Below are 20,824 nucleotides of genomic sequence, written 5' to 3'. Positions count from 1 at the left end.
TGCGTCCTTTTTTCATGGGATCGAGCCTGCAAACAGTATACAAATTCATTATCATTGTCCACTCCCAAAGCCAACGCATTGCAAAAATCCCTATAAATATACAAATACCCTATTGATTTTTGTAAATATTTGTCTTATACTGAAATCAAGAAGAACAAATAAGTTCTTCGGAAATGGGGTGATTCCATTGAAAGAGTTCGTGGAAGAGGAACCACAGCTTTACGAAGGGATTGATTCCAGTGGGACAAGTACTTTTACACAGGCAATTTAATACGGGTTCGAAAACACGCTTGTACAATGGAGATTGTACTTTGATATAGCAGAGGAATAAGGAGCACATAAGTGCTCCTTTCCTGTACCGGGAGGGAATTAACATATGGGCAGAGAAACTGTAAGCGGCATGATCACTTCCCTACTCACCTGGTTATTAGTTCCCAGTCTGGTGATCGGGTTCATTTATTTACTGATACATAGTGAAAGCATTTTACTGTGGAGCAGTTTGCCTCTTTTAGCTATCATTTTTATTATAAAAAATCATATCGATAATTAATAGAAAAAACCGCTCCCGGAGCGGTTTTTTGTGGGATCAGAAAGTATAACTTTTCGGGTTGTTTCTAAATAACACATTCTTTTTAAGATAGCCGAAAAGTAAAATACTTTCCTTCCATTTAAACACCCTTTGGGTCTTTCTTACTTAAAAGCACATCACATCAGGACTTTCCCACGGCCGGGCATAGGTCAAAATGCTATCCACAAGTTCTTTGGCTCCCTGCCTGCATACATTGTAGACAGGAACCCGGATATTCTTTTGAATAGCGACTTGCAGCCGGATAAAATCTACAGTTGCCGGTTGATAACTCATGCTTTCAGTCCGGTATTCCGGATAAAAGGGATTAATGGTTACGGCCATTAACGGCACCCGTTTCAAGACCCCTACCAATGCACCGGCCCTGTCCAAATCTTCCAGTAATTGATTCAGCAGGCCAATCTCCCCTGAAACCAGCAATTTGACCGGATCGGCAAAAGCCAATACCACCCGCCGGGCATTACGGCGAAATATTTCACTCATCAGACGGAGGGCCGCCATGCTAACTATGCCGGGAATATATAAATAACTATCTTCCGGGGCGGATTTTAGGAACAGGCCGGCCGTATCCCGGACCGAAAGCAGGGATGACAGGGGCCAATCCTGTATTTTTTCCAGTTCCGGTGTCAGAAGAGTAACCCGGTCGAGATTCCGCCGTGCCAATTCAGCAGCCCGCGGTACAACCAAGATATTGCAAATCCCCCAAATCCATTCCGTCTCCCTTGCCAGCCGGGATATATCCGGAGTTCTGGCTGCGCCTGTAGCCAAAACGAACCCGTCCGTTTCCACCATGGGCGCAATCCGGTTTAAGGCACCGTCAAATAAAATAGCGCCAGGTCCGATCCGACGCAGTATTTCGGTCAAACTGCGCACTTGACTGCTTTTATTGGGTCCGGCGGTCACCACCAACCCGGGTTTCTTTACCCGGGTTACAACCACATCGCCCAAGGGCGTGGTAAGTCCCGTTTTCTGAAGAATATCTAACTTTGCCGTACCGGCGGTCAGACATTTTTCTGCAGTCACCACTATATCCCCTGTCTCCGCTCTCAGTTTCGGTTTAGGCAGCCCCGTTATATTGTCCAGACCTTCCCCGTCATAGCCAATACTGGTTAGACAGAAAGAAATGTCCCGCCGCCGCAATTCCTGAATAACGGCCGCCGTGGTTGTTGTCTTTCCTGTATTTTTGGCAGTGCCGGCGAGACCTACTTTTATTTCGGCAAATATAGGTCCCCACCTCTTTCCGGCTCTACTGGCTTAAAATGGCTTCGCTTTATTTATTGTTCCTGCGTTCCCAATAGGTCTCCACATCCTGAATCAGATTGTTAATATGCGCAACCATGGCTTCTTTGGCCGCATCCGGCATCCCGCTATGAATAGCCTGAAAAATATTCTGATGGTCAATGTATACTAAACTGTGCACATGTTTGCGGATATATTCCAATACCGGCGACAACTGGGTATCCTGCCGGATTAATTCAATCGACATGGCCAAAATCTTATTTCCGGCCATTTGGGCAATAGCGGCATGAAAATTAACATCCGCCTGGGCCGCCCCGCCGCCATTCTCCATTATACTCCGCTGTTTTTCCAAGGTCGACTGCAGCTGTTCCTTTTCCGCGCCGTTACCATTCAGAGCCGCCAAAGCTGCCAATTCTCCTTCTATCGCCCTGCGGGCTATCAGAACTTCCAAAAGCTGCTCCTTCGTATGTCCCTGCAGCGCACTCGCGAATTCCGCCCCCCACTGCAGGCTTTTTTCCCTGTTGGCCAATTCAGTTAGCCTGTCGCTTCCCCGCGCCGACAATATCCGTCCTTGATAACCCGCTTTTTCCGTATAGCCGGAATGGTCAAAATCGCGCAGCACTCTTCCTACCGTTGCCTCGCTAATACTGATTCCCCGGCTGTTCAATACCGCGCTGATAGCACCGCATCCTACGGGCTGGCCGGTTTTACTTATCAAGGACAATATTTCTTGTTCCAGCTGTTCTTTCTCACCTAACATATCCATCATCCTTCCTTATCACAGAAAAACATCATGCAGCTCATCCATGATGAGTATTCGATATAAGCCGAACGATTTCCTTCCCATTTTAAGGAAGAATAGGAATCGTTAAAAGGGCCCAAATTGGGCCCTTTTCGCTATGCCAGAAAGCTTGTTACAATCACGCCGGCCACTAATCCCAACAAAGTCGGCCAAAGATTTCGCCGTGCCAAATCTTGCGGATCAACCCCGGTCATAGCTGCTGTGACCGCCAGAAAGCCCCAGGGAACCAGGGTTGCTCCCGTCCAGATTGCCGCCATTTGAGCCATAGAAGCCAAAACAGCCACATTCGCTCCGATTGGTTTGCCTAAAGCCATGGCAATACTGGCCCCCAGCGGAATGGCTGCATAGCCGGACCCGTCAAACGCGGCAAGGACGCCGGCGACAGTAACCATAACCGCCACCATAAAGGGATTAATCGGCACATGAGCGGCAATATAATATCCCCAGTCGAACATCAGCCCTTGCGCATTCTTGTCACGGAGGATATCTTTCAGTGAATCGCCCCCCAGCCAGAAGAAGCCGGCTATAATAACCACGGGCCCGAATACTTTTACAGCAAACTGCCAACCGCTACGGGCATGTTCCATGACTTTGGCAAACGCTTTGTCTTCGTATTGGAAAATCGCACTAACCATAGTAAGAGCTAGTACGGTACCGCCAATCAGCGCAGTAGCATCGTCTCCAACTATTTTCCGCGTAACCAGGACATAAATATCAAGTACAAGCGCCAGGGGAATACCCCAGGCCATAATCCTGCCAATCGTACTGGCCTGAATCGTCGCAGTGGCCGCCGCCGCCTTTTTAGCCATATCCTCATCAACCTGTGCGAATGAGCCGGTAACCTTGCTGTTCTTAATTGCCTTGCGGGCGATTAAGAAAGCGACAACTGCTGCAACAACCGATACGGATGCCCAAACAGGAATGTTCGCCGCGATAACTTTTTCAATAGGTATCTTGGTCAGTTTGGCAGTAACCGCAGGTGTTCCCTGAATAATAAAGTCACTGGATAATGCAATTCCTTTGCCGAATAACGCCATAGACATTCCGGCAATAATCGGCGGTAACCCGCCCACAATAGCCAGTGGTACCACTAAAGCGCCGAGCAGTGCGGCCGCGGGAGTTGGCCAGATAAACCAGGATACAATCATCATTGCTATACCGACAACCCAATAGGAAATACCGGGGTTGTTCAACATACCACGGAGTGGTGCGACGATAAGCTTATCCGTACCCATATCCGCCATGGTCTTGGTCATCATGACTACGAGAGAAATAACAATAATAATATTTAAAAGATCCGTTGTTGAAGCCATAATTGCGTTAAATGCCACTTGTAACCCGCCGACCAGACTGCCTTTCAGAATCGTGCCCACAACCAGCAAACCGATTGATGTAGGTAACAGCGCGTCCCGTCTGGTAGCAAGACAACCCAGCGTAATTAAAACGAAAGCCATGAAGACCCAATCCACAAAGGACAATGTTGCAACCTGCATAGAATACCTCCTCAATTATTAGTGCAAATTGGGGACCGGTAGCAACGGGTCGTCGAAGCCTTTTTCATCCCAGTTTCCGGGTAAAAACATCCGTCATACCGGCGGCCCGGACCCGTTCCCGGATCGCCGCCACATCCGTCGTATACAGGTTCAGTTGTTTCATTCTTTCGAAATATACGGAACCGGAGAAAGTATATTTTTTGGCTAGTCCTTCTTTGGTCTGCATACGTTCCCTGACATGGGCTATTGCATCGCCACAGGCGAGAGAAACCGGTATTTCCAGCGGTTCCAGGCCGAAAGCCTGACGAGCGGCATTGTGCCCGGCAAGGGTTCCGGTAACAATCGCTTCCGTATGACCGACCAAGAGACCTGCTTTTTCTCCGCCGCAAAAAACATTATTAAGTCCCGTAACTTTTAAAGCATTATCCCGGGGCAGCATGCCCAGGTAGCGCATGGAATTGCCGATTCCACCGGCATAAGGGTCTTCAAAGCGGGCATTTTCGCAACCGGGAATCTGACGCAAAATATCCAGCGGATAGTAGGCCGTCATTAATTTGGCGTGGCCCGTATCCAACAAAACAATATTTTCGGCAAATTCTTTTAGTGCGTATTGCTGACAGGCCTTTTGTCCCAGCGAGGCAAGACTTTTTTGCAGATGGGGCGGAACCGGAACCACACAGACTCCCGTTTTCTCCAGTTGTTCACGAATCTCCGAGGATAAGGAATCTTTATGTAGTTTACAGGACCCGCTCATAGCCCCAAAACTACCATCTGCTTTCTCGCCGATCACTTCTTTGATGCCGGCTTTCGCCGCAATACTGAGACGGGGACCGAAAGTCGGACAGCGATAAATACACATCGCACAACCGTTGCCATACTTTAGACAATTTCCCTGGGGACCGGCCGTACCGGACACATCCACAAACACGTCCCCTTCGCCTTCCAGGGTTTCGCCGTCCCTATGGAAAATTTCGGCTGTCACTTTGCTAACGATTCCTTCATTCATTGTCACATCCTTGACCCGGGCTTTCAAATGAATCAGGATCCCTGCCGCCAGGAGAGCTTGACGCACAGCGGGTTCTATGGTCGATACATCATAAAGGCTGGCATGTTTGTGGCCGGGAAACTCAATATTTTTGTGGCGCGAATTCAGGTCGGTAATGGCAAACAAGTCACCGCCGCCCATGGCGACGATTTCTTCTGTTGCGGTAAAACGGCCGTTATTCCGCATGATACCGCCAACTAGTCCGGTACCCAGGAGCATATCCGTTCTCTCAAATAATTCCACCTCACAGCCTGCCTTGCGGGCCGCCAGGGCCGCGGCGCTGCCGGCCCAACCGCCGCCAACTACGACTATTTTTCTTGTCACCTTGCTCCCTCCCGCTTGTATAATTAGGAACCCAGCCATGTTGTCCGTTCCTGCTGCATCTTTGGCCTCATTAAGCCGCAGTAAGAACTCATCTTTGATGAGCTATTAATTCTACAAAATCTTACATAATCCCTGCTATGGATACAGCAAAATGGTTGGTATTTTTTGAAGTTTATCAACAATTCAACCTATTTGCTGCTTCCTTTTGATTCATGTCCGGGAAAATCAGATGATTCCCGCATAACGGGCAATAATTTCCATTAACCGCACCTGCGCTTTCACGCCATACCGCATAACATCCTTCAGCAAGTTTCCCTTACTGTCGGTCGTCGCTAAATCGGGAGAGATATAGATATTACCATCGTAAGCAACCGTAGGAATAACACCCATCTGCGCCATGCCGGTCTGCAACAAGTTGGTGCCGGAATACATATCCTCGATGGAAAAAATAGGCAGACCCATTTCACCATTGGCCCAGGTTCCTTCATAATTTACTTCAACCGCGCGGGAATTATACGATTTGTTGATGAGAATACCCGCTTTCAGTTTAGGGTGAATTTGCGAAAATTCTTCCGTAACTACAGCGAACAGATCATCAACGGATTGGGTATAAACCTCCGGCCGGTCACGGAGAACTTTTAATGCCTGAATTTGCGTGGCTAACGCTTCTTTGCCCGGGTCAAATGTTACATAGGCCGCTTTGCCGTAGGAGGAACCCGTTCCCCACCGGTCACCGTGCATTCCCATAGCCCGGCGAAGGGGAACCATGATATCTTCCCGGCCGATAATAAGACCGCTGGTAGCCGCTCCGCTGGCTTTATCCATACTGTAAATAACCACGTCGGCGCCTGATTTGCGGATATCGTGACCAATACCGGGAACGCCCCAGGCATTATCGATTACGTAAGGTATACCGAACTCTTTGGCTAATTTAGCGTATAATTTCTGCAGCACCGGTGTTCCGTCCGCGTCTTTGACGCCATAACCGTAACCGGGCGTTTCATAGCCGAGTGAAGTGATGCCGGTAAGCATGCTCGCATGAATTTGCGCCTGTTTCTTCATTTCTGCATAAGTTTCATCCGGATTGACGGTGGTAAGCAAGGGAACCGGATGATACTTTATGCCATGCACGTCATATTTCGCTCCTGCCAACTGAACAATCAGGGTATCCAAATTATTCTGGCGTTTGCCATAAAAGCCAAGTTCCCCCGGAGTTGTGCCCCGGTCGGCGATAATATCCTTGTAACGGCCCGGAAAGGGGCGTCCATATCCGCCCTGATGATGAAAATGCTTTTCCAGCGGAGCGATATAACGGGCCCGGTAATTATCACCGCGACCAAGATTGGGCGGCGTAAACAGAGAATCAAAAGTAACCCATAGCCCGGCTTCACAGGTACTGGTGGGAACGGCATCATATTCGTCGCCATAAGTGTCTTTTACTAATTCCCGGATTTGATCCACCATTACGGATAAAGGAATTACCGCTTTGCCGGCTTCCTCACCGGCCTGCATGATATCTTCCCGGAGTGGCGCCGGACAACCGGAAATACCGCCGGTTAACCCAAATTTGCCCCGTATTTCGCGGGGAATCTCCAATTCTTCAGCCGCTTGGCGGGCATCCGCGTAAATGTTGGCAATATTAGCCTGCAAATGCTTATACATTTGAAATTTGTACTTGAAAGCCATGAATCATACCTCCTGTTTTTGATCAAGTATACTTCCCGATTCCATTAGGAAAAAGCTGCCGCCCTTTATTGCGTTTCCCTCCTCTCTTTCGCCGGTAAATGAAAGGTGATTTTCATGCCCGGTTCTGCGTTCAGTTCGGCACCGGTAAACAAGTGCCCGGTTCTTATAACCAGGTTCAGATGATTTGGCATATGGGTTTCATCAAAACCGGCCAAATGGCCAATCATCCTACCATTCATATGTACCTCGTCACCCTGAACAAGGACGCCGCTATTTTCCAAAGTAATAAATCCTAAATAAGCAATCCGATTGACCTGCTCACCCGGTGAAGCCTCTTCTTCGTCCGTCAGGATCAACTCATGAACTACGTCTTTAACAACACAGCGGGAGATGGGAATAATCAATTCCAGTCCCCGGTTATTCATCCTGCCGTCAAGTACGACAACGAGAGCCCCCGTAACATCACTCTTTTTAAAATAAGGATTCACCGCAAATTTTCCGTCAGCGTAGGGGTCTTTTTTCACCAGAATCGCTCCCTTCCTACAATGTTTTAACTGAGTCCCTGCCGATTCGTCCGGGATAGGCCCCTTCTTGCCTGCTGCCTAAAATTCCGCGGTGCATAGCTTCTACAAAATTGCCGCAGTCGATAACCTCGTCCAGTACGCGTCCAATCCTTTCCACCATCACTTCTGCCTGTTCGGCTGCCTTGGGACCGGGTTGGATCCTGGTTTGTCCCAAAAACCGGAACCCTTCTTTTACAGCTTGTAACGTATCGATCTTAGCCGGAACGGAAATTGGCCCGCCTGAGTATGCCTCATCAGTGGAGGCAATGGAAATCGCATCGACTTCCAGAGACGCGGCCAGACAGGCATGCAGGGCCGTCGTCATAGCCGCTTGAACACGGTCTTCCGTATGGGTCAGAAAGCCAATGGGCGCACCAGGCCATATGGGAGCGTTAATAATCGAACGCAGAGCCGTAATTTTCGCTGCGTTGAAATCCACATAATTATCGGTCATGTAACCATGGATCATAACTTCCGGTGAATAGGCAAACAATGGCTGCAGAATCGGCCTGGCGCCGAGCCGTACCGATAAATCCGCAACAATCAGCATGCCCGCAAACGCCTTGTACGCCGGAACACCGCATAATTCCTCGTTGGTCACAACATCGAAAGGCAAGCTATATTTTTGTGCATATAAAATCGAATGATAGCCATCGACGGTCATGCGTTCCGGGTCCGTTCCCGCTCCCAGTGCACCATAGCAAATATTGATTTTAGTCAGATCGGCTCCCAGTTTTCCCGCCAAAACCACCGTTTCCGGCGTATTTAACCCGCGGTGCGCTCTCACTTGCCATAAGGTCGACGGTTGCAGCGCCGACCGGATCCGGTTCAAATTAGCGGGAGTAATGACGGTACCGTCTTCCTGGTGAGTTAGAACACCGTCCAGAAATCCTTCCGTTCGCGCTCCCCAGGAAGGGTCAAAATGAACGACTCCGTCCACCCCCCAGGCTTCACTGGCTAAAATATGGCCGATATCCATGAAGGGACAGCCTGTGCCATACTGATTAAATACCAGCGGCTTTTTACGGCCATGCTGCAGCCCCTCTCCGCCCACCTGCGCCCTTATCGCGGCAAGATATCGCTCCAACCCCTCAATCTCCTGCCGGTTTAACCGTCTGGTTTTAGGATGAAGTTCCCCCGTCTTGTAAAATTTGCCTGGTATATCACTGCATAAAGCGGAATACTGCTCAAACAAACGGCTGTTTCCCTCCCGCCGCCGCCAAACATTTACATCCCAGATTTCGTCCCGTAAACGGGCCCGTTCGACTCCCGGCGAGGTCTTGTTTTTCACCCAGGCCAGAATCCTGTCGCTTATCTGTTCCAATTGTTTGCCAATGGCTGCATGAAGATAGGCATAATCATAGCCGACTGTCATATCGGTCTTGCCCTTTTTTGAACGCACCACATCCGGTTTATATTCGCGCCCCGCTACAAAAGCCACCACTTCCTCAGGGTTCGTTCCCGGGCCAAAGCCGCCGTCAAACCCAAGTTCCGCCGCCAGTTCCGCCCGGATCGCCATACCACCGATGGCAATCCTGACCCGACTGCGAATTCCCGCGGCATCAGCCATGTCAATAAACCGTCCCAACAGCTCCCCCACGCCGTAACCAAGGGTACGGCTTAAAAGCAGCGTTCTCACACCACCGTCGTGCAATGCTTGTTCCAGGATTTCTTCCGCCGCTAAATCGGGCGGTAATAACATCGTATGATAACCGGCACATTCCAGTTCTCTGGCAATCATTTTTAGTCCAATATCGTGAACCGGATCCAACGGTGCCAGTAAAACGCTCATGGTTTATTCTCCCTCCGGTTTCAGCCAGCCGTATTTATCTGCCGGACGATGTACATAGGCTCTTCCCCGTACTCTCACTCCCGGCCCTTCAAAGCGGGCAAAAACAATGTCTACATCCTTGAATCCCCAGCCACGTAATAGTGCAAGCATTAAACTTCGTCCACTCTCCTCATTGGAACAAACAAAAAACGTTTCCACATCTATTGCATCCATAACCCGTTTTAACGGCTCGTCCATTCCTTCCCTCCTTACTTGTCTCATCGTACGCTCATCAAAGATGAGTAAATAAAACGATTTTAATTGCTCATCTTTGATGAGCTAATTGTTAATATTCTCGCTAGAGGATTCAATTCCTGCTATAAATGATAGAAAATTTAAAATTTTAAGAAAAAAATTCAAGAAAAACCGCTGATGCGGTTTTTCGGCTCGTGGTGCAGGGCTCAGGGCGCAGAAGAAACTATATAAAAAAAACAGCATGCTTGCGCATGCTATTGGACGTTCTTAGTCATACAGCTAAAAACGATTTTTCCAGAAATCGACTAACCAGTCAATCTGCGTTATAAAAATAATTACTTTTTAGCAATTCCATACAAAAAAATATCTGCCGTCATATGGGCCATGCCGCTAATGTCGTCACCGACAAACTTTTGAAATACCATCATCAGAATAACACTAAAAAGACCATAAGCCGACTTGGTAACATCGCAATCCCGGATCGTTTCCTGGGCAATTCCATCCTGCAAAATCTGAGCCAGAGCACCAATCGTCCGGTTAAACCAGTCCTGGTATTTTTCTTTCTGGCCTTCTTTCAAACCGGAAGCTTTTTCACAGCTCAACCCGCGGATTTCATGCATCATTACCCGCCACAAATCACCATTTTCCATAAAAAAGTGTAAAAATAATTTGACTGCTTTTTCTACTTTTTCCAGAGCCGGCTCCTTTGCAGCAACCAGTTGCATTAGAGCTGCTTCAAAGGGTGCGCTTTTTTCCATAATCAACGTATAAAACAGTTGTTCTTTGTTGACAAAATAATTATATACTGTCCCTTTCCCCGTATCCGCCAAAGCAATAATTTCATCCACCGTTGCCCTATGGTACCCTTTGCGGGAAAAAACAACATACGCCGCATCCAGAATATGCTGGCGCTTCGTGCGTAAATCCTCCGAACCCGTACTCTCCCGAATATAATTCATAAGCGCCTCCAGAAAGATTATACATATTCATTATAGAAACTCCCGGAAACGGTGTCAAATAAAAAAAGAGCCCGGGAATTGAACTGCACCCCCAAAGTTAGACAGTATGGTATACTGAAATAACTTTGGGGGTGTTTTTATGCCAAAAGGGAAACTGTTCAGCGGTGAATTCAAACAACGTGTTGTAGAAGACGTATTAAACAATCACATCAGCTATAACGAAGCTATGAAAAAATACGGAATCAAAGGTCGAAGTAAAATACAGCAATGGGAGCGAGTTTATCTTACAGAAGGGGCAGAATCGCTGTATGTGGATCGCAGAGGACGCAAAAGCACAGGGCGTCCTGCAACATTGCCGAAACAAGTGGAAGAAGATTTACTGGCAGAAAATCAGCGTCTGAAAATGGAGATTGATTACTTAAAAAAATTGAATGCCTTAGTTTTCAAAGAGGAACAGCAAAACAGAAAGCGCAAGTAGTCTGGGAGCTGAGGCAGAAATATAAGATTACGGCGCTGTTGCAGTTGGCTGGAATTCCACGCTCAACATATTACTATTACACTAAACTGAGGATGAAACCTGATAAATACAGCAACATCAAGGAACAAATCACGCATATTTACCATCAAAACCGTGGTCGGTTGGGCTATCGGCGTATTACACTGGAATTACATAACCGTGGCTGTTGTATCAACCATAAAACCGTACAACGCTTGATGAAGGAACTGGGAATCATGTGTAGGGTACGAATGAAAAAGTATCGCTCCTATAAAGGAGAAGTTGGTAAGGTTGCACCGAATCTGCTGAATCGTGACTTTGAGGCAGCGATGCCGAATCAAAAATGGGTTACGGATATCACTGAATTCAGCTTGTTTGGGCAAAAGTTATATCTGTCTCCAATTCTTGATTTGTATAGCAGGGATATTATTAGCTATACCATTTCAGCCAGACCGGCATTGTCTTTGGTGACTTCCATGCTAGACAAGGCATTTGCCCACATCCCGGACAATACAAACCTCATTCTCCACTCTGACCAGGGATGGCAATACCAGCATAAACACTATCGGGGGATGCTCAAGACCAAGGGCATCCGGCAGAGTATGAGCCGGAAGGGCAACTGCTTGGACAATGCCGTAATGGAGAACTTCTTCGGTCTGCTTAAGAGCGAGCTGTTATACCTGCAAGAATTTGATTCGATAGAGCACTTCAAAGCCGAACTTATCGATTATCTCGAATACTACAATCACCGACGGATCAAGGCAAAGCTAAAGGGCTTGCCGCCTGCTTCTCACAGACAACAAGCCCTCTCGGCTGCTTAATTTAATTTTTGTCTAACTTTTTGGGGTCAGTTCAAATTATTACCTGGCTCTTTGCAACGCACGATAGGCAATATCGGTCCGGTATTGCATCCCGGTAAAACTGATTTTACCAACCGCTTTGTACACTCTTTCAACCGCCAGGGAAATTGACGCCGCACTTGCCGTAACTCCCAAAACGCGGCCTCCCCCTGTAACAATTTGTCCGTCTTGTTGTCTTGTACCGGCATGAAACACACAGGCCCCCTCGGCTTCAGCCCTCTCAAATCCGTGAATGACATCGCCCTGAGCATAGGACCCGGGATACCCTCCCGCTGCCAGCACTACACAAACGGCCGCTTCCTCTTTCCAAACAATGTCGGCCGTGTGAAGTTTTCCATCCAGACAGGCCTCCATAATATTCACCAAATCAGAATCGAGGAGAGGCAAAACAACCTGGGTTTCCGGGTCGCCAAATCGGGCATTAAATTCAATCACTTTGGGTCCTTCCGGGGTAATCATCAGTCCGGCATAGAGACAACCTTGATAAATGCAGCCTTCCTGGCGCATAGCATCCACCGTGGGCTGTAAAATTTCCCGGATAATCCTCGTCTGAATCGCGGGCGTAACAACCGGCGCCGGGGCATAAGCGCCCATTCCGCCTGTATTGGGGCCCCGGTCGTGGTCAAATATCCGTTTGTGGTCCTGAGCGGCCACCATGGGAGAAACAGTATAGCCATCGGTAAACGCCAGCAAAGAGGCCTCTTCGCCGGTTAAATATTCCTCCACAACGATCTGGCGCCCCGCCTCGCCAAACACCGCATCCTGCATGATCCTGTCAATTGCGGCCAGCGCCTCTTCCAGCGTCATGGCCACTACGACCCCTTTACCGGCAGCGAGTCCGTCCGCCTTTATAACGATCGGGGCCCCTTGCCGGACAACATATTGCCTGGCTTCTTCCGCCCGGGAAAATACCCGGAACTGAGCCGTAGGAATATGATATTTCTGCATCAATTCCTTGGCAAACGTTTTTGAACCTTCAATTTGGGCCGCCTGGCGGGAGGGTCCGAAAATTCTAAGTCCCCGGGCGGTAAAATAATCGACAATCCCATTAACCAGAGGTACTTCCGGCCCAACCACGGTCAAATCCACTTTATTTTTTATCGCAAACGCACATAGTGCCTCCCGGTCATTACTATCAATATTCACACACCGGGCAATTTTCCCAATTCCGGGATTACCGGGCGCACAGTAAACTTCCGCTACCCGGGGACTTAAAGACAGTTTCCAGGCCAGCGCATGTTCCCGGCCACCACTGCCAACAACTAATATCCGCAAACAAAACACCTCACGTTCAAAATAGCGCTTAATGTTTAAAATGGCGTACACCGGTAAATACCATGGCAATCCCCTGCTCATCCGCCGCCTGAATGGATTCCTCGTCCCGCACCGAACCACCGGGCTGAATAATGGCCGTAACCCCGGCCTTGGCAGCCGCATTCACCGTATCCTGAAACGGGAAAAAAGCGTCCGATGCCAAAACCGCCCCCCGGGCTTTCTCCCCGGCCTGCTCTAACGCAATCGCCGCGGCTCCTACCCGGTTCATCTGTCCGGCCCCTACGCCAAAGGTCTGATTATTGCCGGCAATCACAATGGCGTTCGACTTTACATGTTTAACCACTTTCCAGGCAAATAAAAGCTGTTCCCATTCATCCGGGGTAGGGCACCGTTTGGTTACTACTTTCATCTCGTTTTGTACGGCGTCATACCGATCCGTTTCCTGCAACAGGATACCGCCGGATACGCGTTTGATATCCATCATCCGGGAACTCCCCGTCAATAAAGGCGCTTCCAGCAAGCGAATATTCTTTTTGCGCGTCAGAACTTGCATTGCTTCCGGCTCGTACCCCGGAGCAATCACGGCTTCCAGAAAAATTTCGCCGATTTTTTCCGCTACCGCTAAATCCACGGGACGGTTTAAGCCGACAATCCCCCCATACGCTGAAACAGAATCCGCCTCATAGGCCTTGGCATAGGCTTCGTCCAGACTCGCACCGGTTCCGGTGCCGCAGGGATTGGTATGTTTTATGATCGCAGCGGCCGGTTGTTCGAATTCCGCGGCGATCGCATAGGCTGCTTCCACGTCGACAATATTGTTAAAGGACAATTCCTTGCCATGCAACTGTTTTGCATAAGCGATTCCATGAGCCGGCGCGTACTTATCCCGGTAAAATGCCGCTTGTTGATGCGGATTTTCCCCATATCGCAAGTCCTGCACTTTTTCCCAGATTTTATGCAGCGTTGCGGGAAAAATCCCTTCTCCCAGCTGCCCTGATAAATATCCACTGATGGCAGCATCATATTCGGCCGTATGCTGAAAGGCTTCCCGGGCGAGCAACATGCGCGTGCGCGGCGAAACTTCCCCCTGTCCGCCGAGTTCCTGCAATATTTGTTCATAACGGCCCGGATTTACAACCACGGCAACGTAACGGAAATTTTTGGCCGCCGCCCTCACCATAGCCGGTCCGCCAATATCGATATTTTCCACGGCATCATGCAAAGTCACATCCGGCTTGGCAATGGTCTGGCGAAACGGATACAGGTTTACAACGACCATGTCAATACCCTGAATTCCATGCTGCCGCATTTGCGCTTTATGCTGCTCATTATCCCGTATCGCCAAAATCCCCCCGTGAATATAAGGATTCAGGGTTTTGACCCGGCCGTCCATGATTTCCGGAAATCCGGTCACATCACTGACATAAGTTACAGGAATGCCTGCTTCCCGCAGAACTTTCATCGTTCCGCCCGTGGATACAATCCCAATCCCTAAGGCATGCAATTTTTTGGCAAACTCCACAATACCGGTTTTATCCGATACACTAATCAAGGCCCGTTTCATTTTCATCATCACCCTTCCCTTCTACTTCTTGCAAAATCCGTACCCGGCGGTTTTCGGTGCAAAGACGTCCGTCACAATACAATCCAATGGCCCGGGGATACAAAATGTGTTCCACGTGCAGAATCCGCTCTGCCAGCGTCTCGACGGTATCTTCTTCCAAAACCGGCACCGCCTCTTGCAAAATGATGGGGCCCGTGTCTATGCCCTGATCAATAAAATGAACCGTACAGCCGGATACTTTCGCTCCGTATTGAAGCGCCTGCTGCTGGGCATCCAGCCCGGGAAAAGCCGGCAGCAAGGACGGATGGATATTCATGATTTTACCGAAACAGCGTTGAATGAAATAGGGGCTTAAGATCCGCATAAATCCCGCCAGCACAACCAATTCAACATGATGAATGTTGAGCTCATCGGCGATCGCCTTTTCGAAATCCTGTTTGGCAGTGAAGTTTTTTCTTTCAATACAGACCCCCGGGATATCAAAGCCGGCAATCCGTTTGAGGGCATTTGCCTCCGGATTATCACTGATAACCACCCCGATTTTGGCATTCAAACGTTCTGCATGGATGGCATCTAAAATAGACTGTAAATTGCTGCCCCGTCCAGATACCAGGATTCCCAGAATGATTTTAGACACCGAAAATGCCTCCTTTCAGGACGACCTCCCTGGTTCCGCTAACTACCCGGCCAATTTTATAGGCGGCTTCACCGCGGCTTTTTAAATACCGGAGGATTAAGTCTTCCTGTCCGGCAGTCACAATCAGCATCATGCCGATTCCCATATTAAAAGTGCGGTACATTTCCGGCCACGCCACGCTGCCCCATTGCTGAAGCATTGCAAAGATAGGCGGCTGGGGCCATAGGGCCGTATCAATCTCCACGGAACAATCGTCCGGTAAGATCCGGGGAATATTATCGTAAAATCCTCCGCCCGTAATGTGCACCATCCCTTTGATAGTGAATTCCGGCAAAAGCGGCAAGCATACTTTGGGATATAACCGGGTCGGTGTTAATAATTCCTCACCCAGTGTTTTGCCTAATTTTTCGATATACGTGTTCACAGCAAACCCCATGACGTCAAAGCAGATTTTCCGTACCAGCGAATAACCGTTGGAATGGAGTCCGCTTGACGGCAATCCGAGTATTACATCACCGGGACAAATTGCAGCGCCGGTAATAATCCGCTCCTTGTCCACAACGCCTACGGCAAATCCGGCAATATCATATTCGCCGTCGGCATAGAATCCCGCCATTTCCGCCGTCTCCCCGCCAATTAGCGCACAGCCGGACTCACGGCAGGCCCGGGCTACACCGCCGACAATGGATGCCACTTTCACCGGCTCCAGTTTGCCAACCGCCAGATAATCCAAAAAGAACAGCGGCTCCGCTCCCTGAACCAGAATATCATTCACACACATGGCCACGGCATCCTGTCCAATGGTATCATGCCGGTCCATCATCAGGGCAATACGAAGCTTGGTTCCGACTCCATCCGTGCCGGAAACCAGTACAGGCTGTTTATATTTATGCTGATTCAAAGCAAACAAGCCGCCAAAACCGCCAATATCGCCCAATACCTCCTGACGGTATGTGGCCCGGACATGCTGTTTCATTAAATCGACGGCCCGGTTACCGGCATCAATATCTACACCGGCATCCCGGTAGGTAACACCTTGTTTGAGATTCGGCTTTTTTTCCATCATTCACCTCAAAAACTTTCTACATTGATCGCATTACGATTTTAGCACCGGTTTTTGTTCAAAAATAAATTTATTGGTGCCGCAATCACCGCCGCACGGCGTCTGATCCGGATACTCCGAATTAAAACAGGCATAACACATGGTATCGGGAGGAATATTGGCAATGGATTTATGCAATCCTTCCAAGGATAAATAATAAAGGGCATCGGCGCCAATAAATTGACGGATTTCTTCCGTCTTCTTGGTAGCGGCAATCAATTCTTTACGGACCGACGTATCAATGCCGTAGAAACAAGGAAAACCGATCGGCGGTGAACTTACACACATCTGCACGCTGGTCGCGCCGGCATCTTTGAGCATCCGCACGATCTTACCGCTCGTCGTTCCCCGGACGATCGAATCGTCCACCATAACAACAGACTTGCCTTTCACGACCGACTCCACAGCATTTAATTTAATACGCACACCCAAATCGCGGTTTTTTTGTTCCGGTTGGATAAAAGTACGGCCAATATAGCGGTTTTTCATTAACCCTTCATAAAAAGGAATGCCGGAAACATGACTAAATCCCAGTGCCGCAGTCGTACCGGAATCCGGTACGGATATCACAATGTCGGCCTGATAGCCGCTTTCTTTCGCCAGTTGCCGGCCCATGGCCAGCCGTGCCTGGTAGACGCTCTGTCCGTCTATTACGCTGTCCGGCCGGGCAAAATAAATATATTCAAACACGCACAAAGCCCGTTTGTCTCCCGCAGAAATTTGATAGGAATGCAGCCCCGTATCATCGGCCACCACCATTTCTCCCGGTGCCACATCGCGTACAAACTCGGCGCCCACCGTATCAAGAGCACAAGATTCCGACGCAATTACCCAGCCACCGTTCAGCCGGCCGACACACAGCGGACGAAACCCATGTGGATCTCTGGCGCCAATCAGCTTGTCCTCGGTCATAATCACCAGACAATAGGCGCCATGAATTCTGGACAGACTCTCGACCACCTTATCTTCCAGTGTTTTTTTACCGGAGCGGGCCAGCAAATTGACAATGACTTCACTATCAATGGAAGTTTGAAAGACACTACCCTTCTTCTCCAGCTCCGCTCTTAGTTCACGGGCATTTGTCAGGTTACCGTTATGAGCCAGACTGATATTACCGCCGGAATAGGTAACCGTTAAGGGTTGCGTATTCATCAGCAAACTGGAACCGGTAGTCGAATAGCGTACATGCCCGATGGCAATGTGCCCTTTCAAACCGGGAATTCCCTGACGGAACACCTCGCCGACCAAGCCCATGCCACGCTGCAAATCCATATGGCAACCGTCGGTGACAGCAATGCCGGCGCTTTCCTGGCCTCGGTGCTGCAGCGCATATAAGCCCCAATAGGTGCTTAAAGCCACATTATTCTGCCGGGAATAGATGCCGAAAATACCGCACTCTTCACGCAGCTTGTCGCTGTCTTTTTCGTAATACACGCCATGTACTCCTTCCAGATCTTAAGATTTCTTTATTTTACGGTTTCCCCGGTTAACCGGAACAATACCTCTTCGTAGGCGTCTTCCACATCACCCAGGTCCCGGCGAAAACGGTCCTTATCCAGTTTTTCACCGGTTTCCGTATCCCAGAAGCGGCAGGTATCGGGAGAAATCTCATCTCCCAGCAGAACTTCACCCTTATGAATGCCAAATTCCAGTTTAAAGTCAATCAATGCCAATTTTTTGTTTTTTAAGTAATCGGTTAAAATGTCATTAATTTTGAGAGCATACGTTTCCATAATCCGGATCTGTTCGTCCGTAGCTAAATTAAGAGCCTTGATATGATAAGCATTAATCAGGGGATCTCCTAATTCGTCATTTTTATAATACATTTCTACTACCGTACAGGGGAGTTTACGGCCTTCTTCCCAGCCGATCCGTTTTGCCAGGCTACCGGCGGCAATGTTTCGTACCACCACTTCCACCATCAGAATGTCTAGCTTTTTAACCAGCATTTCCCGGTCATTCAACATCCGGATAAAGTGATGCGGTATCCCGTTCTTGCCCAGCAAGTCAAAGAAAAAGGTAGATATTTTATTATTAAGCATCCCTTTGTTGACAATGGTCCCTTTTTTCACACCGTTAAAAGCGGTAGCGTCATCCTTGAAATACACCAGCAATTCATCCGGGTTTTGGGTGGTAAATATTTTTTTGGCTTTCCCTTCATATATAGGTTCTTGGTTCATTCATGGACCCTCCTTACTTTGGCTTATAATTTATTTAATTTTTGTTGCACCGTATTGGCTTTACTCTCTACTTCTTCCGCCATTTGCCGCCGGTAAGCCTGCAGTTTGGCCTCCAGTTCAGGGTTGTCCACCGCCAGCATGTGTATGGCGAATAAAGCCGCATTTTTTGCTCCGTTGATCGCCATGGTAGCTACCGGAATGCCGGAAGGCATCTGAACAATACTCAGTAATGCATCCAGTCCGCCAACGGATGTGCTGTTTACCGGTACACCAATAACCGGCAGCGTAGTGTAGCTGGCAATCACACCGGGCAAATGCGCTGCCGCTCCCGCAGCGGCAATGATGGCTTTTACGCCGCGTTCGCGCGCCCCGGCGGCAAATTGCTGCACCTTCGCCGGCGTCCGGTGCGCCGAAGCGACGACGACCTCTGTTGCGATCTGAAACTCCGTTAACAAGCGGACCGCCGGCTCCAAAACCGGCAAATCTGAGTCGCTGCCCATAATAATAGCAATTTTCATACTATTCTCCTTTCTGATTAGTAAACCCAGATATCCAGGTTTTCACCTTGATATCTGGGTTTAGTTTTTCCGCTATTCGTTAAGGAATACAAACCGGGCGATGACCAGAACGGCCAGTACATAGACAATCCAGTGGACTTCCTTGGCCCGGCCCGTGATAACTTTCATCAGAGGATAAATAACCAGACCGGCGGAAACGCCATTGGCGATGCTGTAAGTAAAAGGCATCATAACAATGGTCAAAAAAGCCGGCAGGGCTTCCGTAAAATCTGAAAAATCAATGTTGCGCACGCCTTCCATCATCAGCGCGCCGACAATAATCAGGGCCGGTGCCGTGGCGGCATCGGGAATCAGTCCGGCCAGAGGCGAAAAGAAGAGAGCCAGAAGAAACAAGATGCCGCAGACAACCGCCGTTAGTCCGCTACGGCCGCCCGCACCGATACCGGCAGCACTTTCCACAAACGCCGTAAGCGTACTGGTACCCAATAATGCGCCCAGACTAACGCCGGTCGCATCAACCAGCATGGCTTTGCCAATACCGGGGAATTTGCCTGTCTTCGGATCCATAATACCCGCCTTGGTAGCCGTACCGACTAACGTACCCATGGTATCAAACAATTCCACAAAAGTGAACGTAAAAATAATCGTCAAAAGTCCCATATGGATCGCGCCGGCAATATCCAGAGCAAAAAAGGCATTTCTACTGAAATCGGGCATAGCAACCGGCGAGAAGCCGGCAGGGATTTTTACCACTCCCATAAAGATACCGACAATCGTGGTAATTAAAATACCGAGCAGCATAGAGCCTTTGATCTGGCGGGCCATTAAAACGGCTATTAAAACAAGACCAAAAATTGTCAACAAAATATCTTTATCAGCCAGCTTGCCCATTTCAATGATCGTTTCGAAGGACAAGGGCGTACCATTTCCTTTTGCAGCCACAATTTTGGCCAAAGTGGACGGGATCAGCGACAAACGGATAGACATAAGACCGGAAAGTTTAAGACCGATAATAGTAATGAAAAGACCAATACCAACTGTAATTGCATGCTTCAACGAAGCCGGCATTCCTTCCACCAGCAGCTGGCGAATCTGGGTTACTGTCAAGATTATAAAAATAATACCGGAAATAAATACGGCTCCCAAGGCGACCTGCCAGGATACCCCCATACCTAAAACAACCGTAAAAGCATAAAAAGCGTTCAGTCCCATGCCGGGCGCTAAAGCAATGGGATAATTCACAACCAATCCCATCATAATCGTCACCAGTCCGGCACCAATGGCCGTAGCTAACAAAACAGCGTTTTTATCCATACCCGCTGCTCCCAAAATGCTGGGATTCACAAAAAGTATGTAGGCCATAGTCATAAATGTGGTAATGCCGGCCATAATTTCCGTTTTCACGTCAGTCTTGCGTGCACTAAGCGCAAAATACTTCTCCAACATGATTGTTTCTCTCCTCTTTTTCC

20 protein-coding genes are annotated in these 20,824 nt (G+C 48.9%); 3 read left to right on the top strand and 17 right to left on the bottom strand.

Annotated elements, in window-relative coordinates; translation table 11 throughout:
- Nucleotides 1–376 precede the first annotated feature (376 nt).
- Nucleotides 377–550: a hypothetical protein gene (locus LUCIF_RS25975; RefSeq protein WP_165865895.1), complete on the top strand. Its 174-nt coding sequence runs from the start codon at nucleotides 377–379 to the stop codon at nucleotides 548–550.
- Nucleotides 551–694: 144 nt separating this feature from the next.
- Here LUCIF_RS25975 and LUCIF_RS05235 read toward each other — a convergent pair whose 3' ends face one another.
- From LUCIF_RS05235 to LUCIF_RS05195, 9 genes are all read right to left on the bottom strand, one after another.
- Nucleotides 695–1,726, bottom strand: coding sequence for a hypothetical protein (locus LUCIF_RS05235; RefSeq protein ID WP_122626820.1), 1,032 nt, complete (start codon nucleotides 1,724–1,726; stop codon nucleotides 695–697).
- 130 nt (nucleotides 1,727–1,856) lie between these two features.
- On the bottom strand, nucleotides 1,857–2,594 hold the full coding sequence (locus LUCIF_RS05230) for an FCD domain-containing protein (protein ID WP_122626819.1): 738 nt from the start codon (nucleotides 2,592–2,594) through the stop codon (nucleotides 1,857–1,859).
- A 128-nt stretch (nucleotides 2,595–2,722) separates the two neighbouring features.
- Complete coding sequence (locus tag LUCIF_RS05225; protein ID WP_122626818.1) at nucleotides 2,723–4,120, bottom strand: hypothetical protein; 1,398 nt, start codon at nucleotides 4,118–4,120, stop codon at nucleotides 2,723–2,725.
- Nucleotides 4,121–4,184: 64 nt separating this feature from the next.
- Nucleotides 4,185–5,489 (bottom strand): FAD-dependent oxidoreductase, encoded by a 1,305-nt coding sequence (locus tag LUCIF_RS05220; RefSeq protein ID WP_207857021.1) that lies wholly within the window; start codon nucleotides 5,487–5,489, stop codon nucleotides 4,185–4,187.
- 225 nt (nucleotides 5,490–5,714) lie between these two features.
- Nucleotides 5,715–7,175, bottom strand: a complete 1,461-nt coding sequence (locus LUCIF_RS05215; RefSeq protein WP_122626816.1) for a PLP-dependent aminotransferase family protein — start codon at nucleotides 7,173–7,175, stop codon at nucleotides 5,715–5,717.
- A gap of 65 nt (nucleotides 7,176–7,240) precedes the next feature.
- Entirely contained in the window at nucleotides 7,241–7,699 is a 459-nt protein-coding gene (locus tag LUCIF_RS05210) for a DUF6917 domain-containing protein (protein ID WP_122626815.1), read from the bottom strand.
- 16 nt (nucleotides 7,700–7,715) lie between these two features.
- Nucleotides 7,716–9,530, bottom strand: coding sequence for a cobalamin-dependent protein (locus LUCIF_RS05205; protein ID WP_122626814.1), 1,815 nt, complete (start codon nucleotides 9,528–9,530; stop codon nucleotides 7,716–7,718).
- Between the two features lie 3 nt (nucleotides 9,531–9,533).
- A complete protein-coding gene (locus LUCIF_RS05200; RefSeq protein WP_122626813.1) occupies nucleotides 9,534–9,767 on the bottom strand; it encodes a hypothetical protein in 234 nt (77 codons plus the stop codon).
- 332 nt (nucleotides 9,768–10,099) lie between these two features.
- The gene (locus LUCIF_RS05195; RefSeq protein WP_122626812.1) at nucleotides 10,100–10,723 is read right to left on the bottom strand and encodes a TetR/AcrR family transcriptional regulator; all 624 of its coding nucleotides are present in this window, start codon (nucleotides 10,721–10,723) and stop codon (nucleotides 10,100–10,102) included.
- 139 nt (nucleotides 10,724–10,862) lie between these two features.
- On the opposite strand from LUCIF_RS05195, the gene LUCIF_RS27270 reads away from it, so the two are divergent.
- Together LUCIF_RS27270 and LUCIF_RS05185 are read left to right on the top strand one after the other, a co-directional pair.
- Nucleotides 10,863–11,201: a helix-turn-helix domain-containing protein gene (locus LUCIF_RS27270; protein ID WP_122626811.1), complete on the top strand. Its 339-nt coding sequence runs from the start codon at nucleotides 10,863–10,865 to the stop codon at nucleotides 11,199–11,201.
- Nucleotides 11,150–12,040: an IS3 family transposase gene (locus LUCIF_RS05185; RefSeq protein ID WP_122626810.1), complete on the top strand. Its 891-nt coding sequence runs from the start codon at nucleotides 11,150–11,152 to the stop codon at nucleotides 12,038–12,040. Before LUCIF_RS27270 ends, LUCIF_RS05185 begins: the two co-directional genes overlap by 52 nt.
- A gap of 39 nt (nucleotides 12,041–12,079) precedes the next feature.
- Here LUCIF_RS05185 and purD read toward each other — a convergent pair whose 3' ends face one another.
- The 8 genes from purD to LUCIF_RS05145 all read right to left on the bottom strand — a co-directional run bounded on the left by purD (nucleotide 12,080) and on the right by LUCIF_RS05145 (nucleotide 20,801).
- Nucleotides 12,080–13,354 carry a phosphoribosylamine--glycine ligase gene (gene purD, locus LUCIF_RS05180; RefSeq protein WP_122626851.1) on the bottom strand — a complete coding sequence of 425 codons (1,275 nt, stop codon included), beginning with the start codon at nucleotides 13,352–13,354 and terminating at the stop codon, nucleotides 12,080–12,082.
- A gap of 28 nt (nucleotides 13,355–13,382) precedes the next feature.
- Nucleotides 13,383–14,924 (bottom strand): bifunctional phosphoribosylaminoimidazolecarboxamide formyltransferase/IMP cyclohydrolase, encoded by a 1,542-nt coding sequence (gene purH / locus LUCIF_RS05175; protein WP_122626809.1) that lies wholly within the window; start codon nucleotides 14,922–14,924, stop codon nucleotides 13,383–13,385.
- Entirely contained in the window at nucleotides 14,899–15,555 is a 657-nt protein-coding gene (gene purN / locus LUCIF_RS05170; RefSeq protein ID WP_122626808.1) for a phosphoribosylglycinamide formyltransferase, read from the bottom strand. The genes purH and purN overlap by 26 nt, the downstream gene beginning before the upstream one ends.
- Nucleotides 15,548–16,621 (bottom strand): phosphoribosylformylglycinamidine cyclo-ligase, encoded by a 1,074-nt coding sequence (gene purM, locus LUCIF_RS05165; protein ID WP_122626807.1) that lies wholly within the window; start codon nucleotides 16,619–16,621, stop codon nucleotides 15,548–15,550. Before purM ends, purN begins: the two co-directional genes overlap by 8 nt.
- 30 nt (nucleotides 16,622–16,651) lie before the next feature.
- Nucleotides 16,652–18,091: an amidophosphoribosyltransferase gene (gene purF / locus LUCIF_RS05160; RefSeq protein WP_122626806.1), complete on the bottom strand. Its 1,440-nt coding sequence runs from the start codon at nucleotides 18,089–18,091 to the stop codon at nucleotides 16,652–16,654.
- Nucleotides 18,092–18,123: 32 nt separating this feature from the next.
- Nucleotides 18,124–18,837, bottom strand: coding sequence for a phosphoribosylaminoimidazolesuccinocarboxamide synthase (purC, locus tag LUCIF_RS05155; RefSeq protein ID WP_122626805.1), 714 nt, complete (start codon nucleotides 18,835–18,837; stop codon nucleotides 18,124–18,126).
- A gap of 23 nt (nucleotides 18,838–18,860) precedes the next feature.
- Nucleotides 18,861–19,355: a 5-(carboxyamino)imidazole ribonucleotide mutase gene (gene purE / locus LUCIF_RS05150; protein WP_122626804.1), complete on the bottom strand. Its 495-nt coding sequence runs from the start codon at nucleotides 19,353–19,355 to the stop codon at nucleotides 18,861–18,863.
- Between the two features lie 72 nt (nucleotides 19,356–19,427).
- The gene (locus LUCIF_RS05145) at nucleotides 19,428–20,801 is read right to left on the bottom strand and encodes an NCS2 family permease (RefSeq protein WP_122626803.1); all 1,374 of its coding nucleotides are present in this window, start codon (nucleotides 20,799–20,801) and stop codon (nucleotides 19,428–19,430) included.
- Between the last annotated feature and the right edge of the window lie 23 nt (nucleotides 20,802–20,824).

Source organism: Allolucifera butyrica, from assembly GCF_900476375.1.
Lineage (GTDB): Bacteria > Bacillota > Negativicutes > Sporomusales > UPPP01 > Lucifera > Lucifera butyrica.
Note: the sequence above shows the minus strand (reverse complement) of the source record. Positions and strands in the feature narration are given on the sequence as shown.